Source organism: Allosediminivita pacifica (assembly GCF_003054175.1).
GTDB classification, from domain to species: domain Bacteria; phylum Pseudomonadota; class Alphaproteobacteria; order Rhodobacterales; family Rhodobacteraceae; genus Allosediminivita; species Allosediminivita pacifica.
This window is the reverse complement of record NZ_QBKN01000002.1, coordinates 1-6225: the sequence shown is the minus strand read 5'-3', so window position 1 is coordinate 6225 and position 6225 is coordinate 1. Positions and strand designations below refer to the sequence as shown.

At 57.7% G+C, this 6225-nt stretch carries 5 protein-coding genes, 2 pseudogenes and 1 other annotated feature; all 7 genes and pseudogenes read left to right on the top strand.

Annotation, left to right across the window (positions count from 1 at the left end):
• Window positions 1-847 precede the first annotated feature (847 nt).
• Window positions 848-1087, top strand: a pseudogene (locus C8N44_RS24140) (Arm DNA-binding domain-containing protein); the annotation flags it as partial.
• Window positions 1088-1120: 33 nt separating this feature from the next.
• Complete coding sequence (locus C8N44_RS01720) at window positions 1121-2158, top strand: tyrosine-type recombinase/integrase (RefSeq protein ID WP_244640954.1); 1038 nt, start codon at window positions 1121-1123, stop codon at window positions 2156-2158.
• Window positions 2159-2831: 673 nt separating this feature from the next.
• On the top strand, window positions 2832-3107 hold the full coding sequence (locus tag C8N44_RS01715) for a hypothetical protein (protein ID WP_107974444.1): 276 nt from the start codon (window positions 2832-2834) through the stop codon (window positions 3105-3107).
• 20 nt (window positions 3108-3127) lie between these two features.
• Window positions 3128-3574 carry a hypothetical protein gene (locus tag C8N44_RS01710; RefSeq protein ID WP_107974443.1) on the top strand — a complete coding sequence of 149 codons (447 nt, stop codon included), beginning with the start codon at window positions 3128-3130 and terminating at the stop codon, window positions 3572-3574.
• A 358-nt stretch (window positions 3575-3932) separates the two neighbouring features.
• Window positions 3933-4259 carry a hypothetical protein gene (locus C8N44_RS01705; protein WP_107974442.1) on the top strand — a complete coding sequence of 109 codons (327 nt, stop codon included), beginning with the start codon at window positions 3933-3935 and terminating at the stop codon, window positions 4257-4259.
• 800 nt (window positions 4260-5059) lie between these two features.
• Entirely contained in the window at window positions 5060-5749 is a 690-nt protein-coding gene (locus C8N44_RS01700; protein ID WP_146178786.1) for a hypothetical protein, read from the top strand.
• A 50-nt stretch (window positions 5750-5799) separates the two neighbouring features.
• Window positions 5800-6225: pseudogene (locus tag C8N44_RS01695) on the top strand (transposase); the annotation flags it as partial.
• Window positions 6081-6197 (top strand) — a sequence feature (AL1L pseudoknot). It overlaps the preceding pseudogene by 117 nt.

Below are 6225 nucleotides of genomic sequence, written 5' to 3'. Positions count from 1 at the left end.
GCGATCACCTGTCTGCGCAGCGCGAGGCATGACGCGGCACCCGAGCGCAGAGCGCGTTGCGGTTGGCCGGACGCACAGCTGACGACGCCACTCCGCATCGGAGGGTGCAGGAACGCAGGGTTACCGTGAGAACGAACCTGGCCCGTTTCGGGCGTGGGAGCGACGGAGAAATCCAACGCAACAAACGGTCGATTTCACTCATTGGATCAAATCCATTCGAAAATAAACTTCGGACAAAAACACGCGCGAGCACGCCAGCTTCAGAGAATCACTCCAGCTCGAAATAAAAAGCAGCAATCAATCAGAGCGCGAGAATCGTGGAAGGACGAAATGTTGCCGCTTCCTACCTGCGCTCAGGCAGATTTAAGCCCAGTTCACACCGCTTTTGCAACAATCTTTGTCGGAGAATGGCCGCAGTCCAGAAGGGTTCCCGTCTAGGTTGAGGTGACCCGACTATTTCGACATTTTTCTGTGCATCGTGGCTTTGCAGGACATTTGAGTTTCCCCGCAGCCGGAACCGGCCCCAAACCCTCGGACTACATCGGGGGTATTGCGTAGGGGCATCGGAGGAAGCTCGGAACGCGTCGTAGGAAATGACAGATGCCATGCTTCCTGAAGGGGAAAGCGGCAGTCCTTGTCTCCGGCACAGTCCTGGCCACGTCCCAGCTCGTATGGAAGCTGAAGGAAAAACAAAGGCCTAACTTCGGGAAATGGTGCCCGGGGGCGGAATCAAAGCGCAGGTTTCCTCGTTTCTGATGAGATGATTGTCATTTAATAGCAATGCCTTAACTGGGGCACCGACTTTTCCTGTTGCTGACCGTGATGAAATTGGTCCATAAAATGGTCCATGGCCATACACAAGCTTCAAGCCGCAATGCTCTCCAAAGCCGCTCCCGGTGAGCACCACGACGGTGGTGGCTTGTACCTCGTGGTTCGTTCCCAAAACTCGGCCTCGTGGCATCTTAGGTTCTCGCTCAACGGGCGCCGTCACAAGATGGGCCTTGGTTCGTACCCGGAGGTCTCGCTAGCGAGGGCGCGTGATCTGGCCCGCGAGAATCGGAGCCTTGCTGCGGAGGGGAAGAACCCTGTCGAGATCAGGAACGACCTAAGGCGGCAGGGGATGACGGTCGAACGGGCTCTTGTCGAGTTGTTCGAGAAGAAGAAGGCTTCGCTCAAGGACAATGGCTCTGCAGGGAGGTGGTGGTCGCCGGTCGCGAACCACATCCTGCCGGCCATCGGTAAGGTCGGCGTGGCCGATTTGACCGTGCAGATGATCGTCGACAAGCTTGGTAAAGTGTACGTGGAGAAGCCTGATACCGGCGACAAGGTGTTCTTCAGGCTGAAGAGTGCCTTGGAGTACGCTTCCGCACAGGACGATCGAGTGCGCCCTGATGTCGTGGATCGAGCGAAGGTTCAACTTCCGCGTAGGAGGGCTTCCAAGTATCGCCAAGATGAAGGGCATCATCCTGCGCTTGACTATCGAGATGCTCCGAGGTTGTGGGGATCGTTAGATTTAGGCGATGTAGTCGATGCGGCTTTGGCATTCTATCTGTTGACGCTCCCCCGCGTTGCGAACGTCGCCCATATGCGGTGGCCTCAGGTCGATTTTCGCAAGGCGGTTTGGACTATCCCGCCCGAGAACATGAAAACTGGCGTGGCGTTTGACGCACCGCTCGTGCCGCCTGCCCTTCGAATCCTGAGGGGAGCCAAGCGCTTCGCATTTAAGGGTTCGGACGATCTGGTCTTCCCGAACCCTCGCGGAAGGAAGACGCGTATCCATCACGTCAACTTCTTAAACAATCGGCTGAAGCAGGGTGGTTGGCAGAGTACTTCGCAAGACAAGCTGGCGGTGGCGCACGGGTTGAGATCAACGTTCAGTAGCTATGTCGTGTCGGAGACGTCTCATGGCGCCCGGCTCGCTGAAATGAGCATCCAGCACGAGGTGCGTACCAAGCAGGAGCGAGCCTATAACCGAGCAGATCTGCTAGATAAAAGGCGAGAAGTTCTTGGGGATTGGGCTGAGTTCGTGCTGAGCCTTTCTGCTCGACGGGCTGCCACAGCTTCTAGACTGCGGTCAGTTGCAGAGCCGCATGGTGATAGGACTATGCTGGATGTCGAACGATGGCTGCGCCCGCCAGCCGAGGACCGCTGGGAATAGAGCGCGGCGCAGCTAGCCTGCTCGAACACTTTCTAGTCTGGGGCCTGCGCATTTGCGCGGGCCCTTCTCGTTTGTGACCCGCTCCTGCCGATTCGTTTACTTTTTCTGAAAAATCGGATATCAAGATGTCAAGAAATAAATCTAGGATAGGACCAAAATTGCCACTTACCCACACCCCGAAGGATATCGTCACTGCGACGGGGAAGTGCCTTGCTACGGCGCATCGTTGGACACGCGGCCTGCCCAAGGCTTCGCCGGACCGGACGCTCCCCCATCGCTATAATACCTCGCACATCCTACCGAAGCTCTCCGAAGCTCAAGCTTGCGCACTCGTAGATCTCTCAGAAGATGACGGCGCTCTATGGTGCGGCGGAGATAGCGTGCTGCCTGTGGCAGAGCGTCTCTGCGGTTGGATCTCCACACACCCGGACATGGCTGAACGGCTTCACGCTGTACGGGTGACATTCTTTAACGCCATCGCAGCGACCGTGCGCACAGGTGCCCTCGCGAGCGACACAGAACGCCTTCGCTTGCTCCTTCCTCTGAGCCAGTGGACGCTGCCATTCATTGTGACTGGCGAGACGAGCGGACTACCCCACTTCCGGAAGTTCGCCCCGGGATTTGCCATGGTTCACACTGCAGCACCCTATGCAGGTGAGCTTCTGGACGCAGCATGAGCCGTCTTCTTGCCCTGCAAAAGTTGGTGCTCTGTGTCCCGGCAACTTGCCAATCCGTCGTCAAGCGAGGGCGGAGCGATAAGGGGATTGGCCGCCAGGTCGGCGACGCCGCCTTCCTTGAAACTGTGATCAGGCGCGCGAAGCGCTTCTCGCGCGCCGAGATCAACCGCCTCCTCCCATCGGGAGATGGCAAAGAAAATGAAACGACGCCCGCGCAAATCGAGGACGTCAAAATGGTCGCCTCACTGGCCACAACATGGAGTCTAAAGTGAATAAGAATTTTCAAAGGGTTATGGACGATGACCCGAACGTTGCGTCCCGTTTCGGCGCGCTAGCGGAGACAATCATTCGTCGCTTTGCTGGAATCGGTGTCGAGGTTTCTGCTGAAGAGCTTCTGGGCTCGCCAACGCTGCGCATCGCTTCGATCGCACCGGATGCAGGCTTCGACATTGAGGTATGTATCGAAGAGGTTAGAAACGATCCTGCACTCAGCGCTCGGATGGAGATTGGCGCGGTAAGCCAAGCCCTCGAAAGCGGAGAGCACCAGCAGGTCGATCTCAGCCACCTTACACCGTGCCAGAAGATGGAGCTCGGGCGCAAAATCGAAGCGCAGAAGGCAGCGAATGCCCGGACCAAGAAGGTGGACCCGGAAACCGAGGCTCAACGTATCGAGATGCTACGCCAGATTTCCGACCCGCAGGTGCGTCTCTCGCTCGCGCGGCAATGGGGCTTGGCATGAGCCCGCGCAAAATTATCAAGCACATCACCCAAGCGGATGCATCTAGCAACTGGCGAGCATTGTTTGCTCGCGCAGGTTCAGGCTGGGTCTTCCGACCGACCGGCGAGACGGTAACTTCGCTGGACTACATGCAAATCATGCAGGCGTTTGAAAAGGTCCAAACAAGTTCTAGCGCAGCGACTAGGGCGCGCCACCGGGCAGAGGTGCAAACCCGTCGCGCTTCCTGAGATTTCCCAGAGGGCCCAGCGCGCTCTCTGAGAGAGGCAACCATTTCGAGACGTTGCCGCAAGCGGCTGGCTGAGACCTAGCAAAGCCGTCCCCCACCAATCCCAATCACACAAATGAAAGGTCAGAGGATATGACCCTACCCAACACCTATGTCGAGGAGTCTGTTGTGCAAGAATGTGCCATGCTGCTCTTGGACCGGTGCTCTCAGACATCAGGCACCTACATCATTCGATCGGAGCAAATCGAAGAACTGGAAGCGCAAGTAGGTAGCCGCATTGCAAGGCTTGCCTTGCGCAGGGCCGGGTTTCGACCGGCGCAAGAAGGCTCGTTCGACTGGTTCTTCGGAAGGGCGCTCGACGAAGAGACGTTCATCAAGGTTAAGCCCGGTGAGTTCTGGGGAGCCTTGGATGCTCTGGACCCAAGCGATGTACTGGGGCTAGCCGATGAGCTTCTTTGACGGGAGCAACTACACCCCGACAACATACCGCCGCCGCACCCCCAAAGATCGGGCGCGGCGTGAGCGGATGGCTAAGCGACAGGCGAGGTGGAGGAGAGCCGAGAAGATCCGTGCTGAATGGACCAAGGAAGAACTCGAGGCAGAAGAAGCTCGGTTGCAGGAGGAGGTCGCCCACCTTTTGAACCGCGTAAGTCAGGAGGCAGCTAGCAAAGGTTGAGCCTCGCCGTCGCTCACTCCGGACCGGGTCGTCTTCAAGATGCAAGTGTATCCCATGGACGAGGTCCGCAAGCCCGTCGAGCTTGGATTGTTGCTGGAATTTCGTCTTCAAGACGCACTTTTTATCCTTTAAGAACAGAATGTTAAGCGAAAATAGGCGTTGCATTCGAGGGCGTGACCTGTCATATAAAATCACCCAAACTTGCGGAGAACCATTTGATCGAAGACGACGAAGTACGGCTGATGCAGCTTACCGAAGCTATGGCTAGCGAGGCCTTGCGCCCACTCTCAAAACTGACACGCGAAAAGCTGGCTGGACTGGCTCGTGAAGTCCTGCGGATGACGGGGAAACCTGCCTCTGTGTCGGCTCTTCACTCCCGCTAACGCGGGCAACCAAGCAATCTTCCTAAAGATCAGATCGAACCAGCGCGCCCCTTCGGGACGCGTCCAGACCAACTGTGTCCGTCGCAACGGTACACACACCAAGAGAAATGGAACATATAATGAACAAAAGAGCCGTCTGTTCAGTTGACAATGAACATCCCCCCGGAGTCGGAGGCGTCGAATATGAGCGATATGAGAGCATGCTCGCCTACGAGGGAAAGAAAGCGACATCAGTTTTTGGATCACAGGTCACCTTTTCAGGTGGCCGTGTAGACGACGACTCGCTGATCGAAGAGCTGCTGCGTGTTCAGCGCCAACGCGGTTCAACGGAGGAGCCTGACGCTGCAACTCAATGGTACATCGACCGTGATCTCGAGGGGTTGGATTGGCGCTCATGCTGGCGCGATGCTCTTGAACGGCAAGATGGAAGCATGTGCCAGCCTGAGCAGTCTAGAGATAATCCAGCCGTCGATTACTGCACCTCGGATGAGGATATCGTGGACGTCGGCAGCGAAGCGCCCGAGTACCTGAACGACGCCGAACTGATGGGCGCCGAGACGCCCGCGTTCAACGAAATGCTCGGCAAGCAGACAACCCTTCTGATCGGGAATATGTGGGGCGCCAAGGATCGGCGCAATACGCAGGACGGTGACTGGGAGTCCCTGACCCTCACATGGGGCCAGTGGATACAAGGTCAGGACGGCGGGAAGAACAGCCCGACATGGGGGTTCAGCCGCCACCCGGAGGACAAGCACAAGGCAGGCGTGTCCATGGTTCTCGGGTCGTCTATCGACGGTGCGCGGAAGGCGAAAGCCATGGATACGATGTACGCCATGGGCCTCGATATCGACTCCGGTGCCAAGCTCGATGACGTCATTCAGACCCTCTGAACCGCGCCGGGTTTGCCGGAGGCTCCAAGTCCTGAGTAGGATGGAGCATCATGAGCAAGACGACGAACAAGTTTTCTCCCGAAGTGCGCGAGCGTGCAGTGCGCTTGGTTCTCGACAATGAGGGTCAGCATGGATCGCGCTGGCAGGCCGTCATGTCGATTTCGGCGAAGATCGGCTGCGCGCCCCAGACCCTGAACGAGTGGGTCAAGAAGGCCGAGGTCGACAGCGGCCGACGCGCAGGCATCCCGACCGAGATGGCCGAGAAGATGAAGGCGCTTGAGCGGGAGAACCGCGAGTTGCGCCAGGCGAACGAGATCCTTCGGAAGGCGTCGGCGTATTTTGCGATGGCGGAGCTCGACCGCCGGTCGAAGTAATGGTGGAGTTCATTGACGCGCACCGGAATGCGCACGGGGTCGAGCCGATCTGCAGGGTTCTGCCGATCGCCCCGTCCACCTATTACGATCACCTGGCGAAGC

Excerpts from the sequence above, each read along its gene's own strand:
- C8N44_RS01720 (WP_244640954.1), top strand. The coding sequence starts at position 1,121 with ATGACGGTCGAACGGGCTCTTGTCGAGTTGTTCGAGAAGAAGAAGGCT.
- C8N44_RS01715 (WP_107974444.1), top strand. The coding sequence starts at position 2,832 with ATGAGCCGTCTTCTTGCCCTGCAAAAGTTGGTGCTCTGTGTCCCGGCA.
- C8N44_RS01710 (WP_107974443.1), top strand. The coding sequence starts at position 3,128 with ATGGACGATGACCCGAACGTTGCGTCCCGTTTCGGCGCGCTAGCGGAG.
- C8N44_RS01705 (WP_107974442.1), top strand. The coding sequence starts at position 3,933 with ATGACCCTACCCAACACCTATGTCGAGGAGTCTGTTGTGCAAGAATGT.
- C8N44_RS01700 (WP_146178786.1), top strand. The coding sequence starts at position 5,060 with ATGCTCGCCTACGAGGGAAAGAAAGCGACATCAGTTTTTGGATCACAG.